The organism is Mangrovicoccus ximenensis, from assembly GCF_003056725.1.
Classification (GTDB): domain Bacteria; phylum Pseudomonadota; class Alphaproteobacteria; order Rhodobacterales; family Rhodobacteraceae; genus Mangrovicoccus; species Mangrovicoccus ximenensis.
Genome location: NZ_QBKZ01000031.1, coordinates 1 through 1,106, shown reverse-complemented (window position 1 = coordinate 1,106; position 1,106 = coordinate 1). Strand labels below are relative to the sequence as shown.

The following is a 1,106-nucleotide window of genomic DNA, read 5'->3' as shown; positions in this document are numbered from 1 at the left end:
TGCGCTGGGTGTCGCGCGAGGATGGCGACGGCACGGGCTACGACATCTCCAGCTTCGACCCTGCGGGCCGGCCCCGGCTGATCGAGGTGAAGACCACCAATGGCGGCGAGCGCACGCCCTTCCACATCTCGCGCAACGAGCTCGAGGTCGCGGAAGAGCGGCGCGGCGACTGGTGCCTGCTCCGGCTCTACGATTTCGCCCGCACGCCGCAGGCCTTCGAGCTGCGCCCGCCGCTCGGGGCGCATGTCGCGCTGACCGCCACCAGCTACCGGGCCAGCTTCCGGTAACACGGCCCCCGCGAAATGCCTGAATTTCGGGCAAATTGTCCGTCTTTCTTGATCGGGCGGGCGCATCCGGGACAGGCTGAGCCCAGGAGCGGGGCAACCCGACGGAAAAACGACCCTGCAGGGCGCAGCCCGGAGCCTTCCGGCAGAGCGCCCCATCCGGCCGGGCAGGGCCGGGTCCCAGGGCGAACCGGGAGGACAAGATGACCGAATTTCGAGTTTCCGCAGCACGGCTGGCCGCCGGGACCGCGGCGATCGCCCTGGCGGCGGGCGCAGCCGCGGCGGATATCCGCGTCTGGACCACCGAGGAACAGCCCGAGCGCATCGCCACCCAGGAAGAGATGGCCGCCGCCTTCGAGGCAGAAACCGGCATCGGCGTGGAAATCATCCCGGTCACCGAAACCGATCTGGGCACCCGCGCCACGGCGGCCTTCGCGGCCGGCGACCTGCCCGACGTCATCTACCACACGCTGCAATACGCCCTGCCCTGGACCGAGGCCGGCATTCTCGACCCCGAGGCCGCCACCGAGGTGATCGAGGCGCTGGGACCGGACACCTTCGCTCCCGGCGCGCTGGAGATGGCGGCGACCGAAGGCGGCTATGCCAGCGTGCCGGTCGATGGCTGGACGCAGATGATCCTCTACCGCAAGGACCTGTTCGACGCGGCCGGGCTGGAGCCGCCCGCGACCTACGGCGCGGTCGCCGCCGCCATCGAGGCGCTGCACAATCCGCCGGAGATGTTCGGCTTCGTCGCCGCCACCAAGGTGGACGAGAACTTCATGAGCCAGGTGCTGGAGCATGTCTTCCTCGCCAACGGTGCCA

At 69.9% G+C, this 1,106-nt stretch carries 2 protein-coding genes; both read left to right on the top strand.

The genetic code is table 11. The features are described 5' to 3' along the window. A partial coding sequence (locus C7T91_RS31015; protein WP_145963093.1) for a DUF3883 domain-containing protein occupies positions 1–287 on the top strand: 287 nt, incomplete at its 5' end. A gap of 200 nt (positions 288–487) precedes the next feature. Next, a partial coding sequence (locus C7T91_RS31010; protein WP_145963092.1) for an ABC transporter substrate-binding protein occupies positions 488–1,106 on the top strand: 619 nt, incomplete at its 3' end.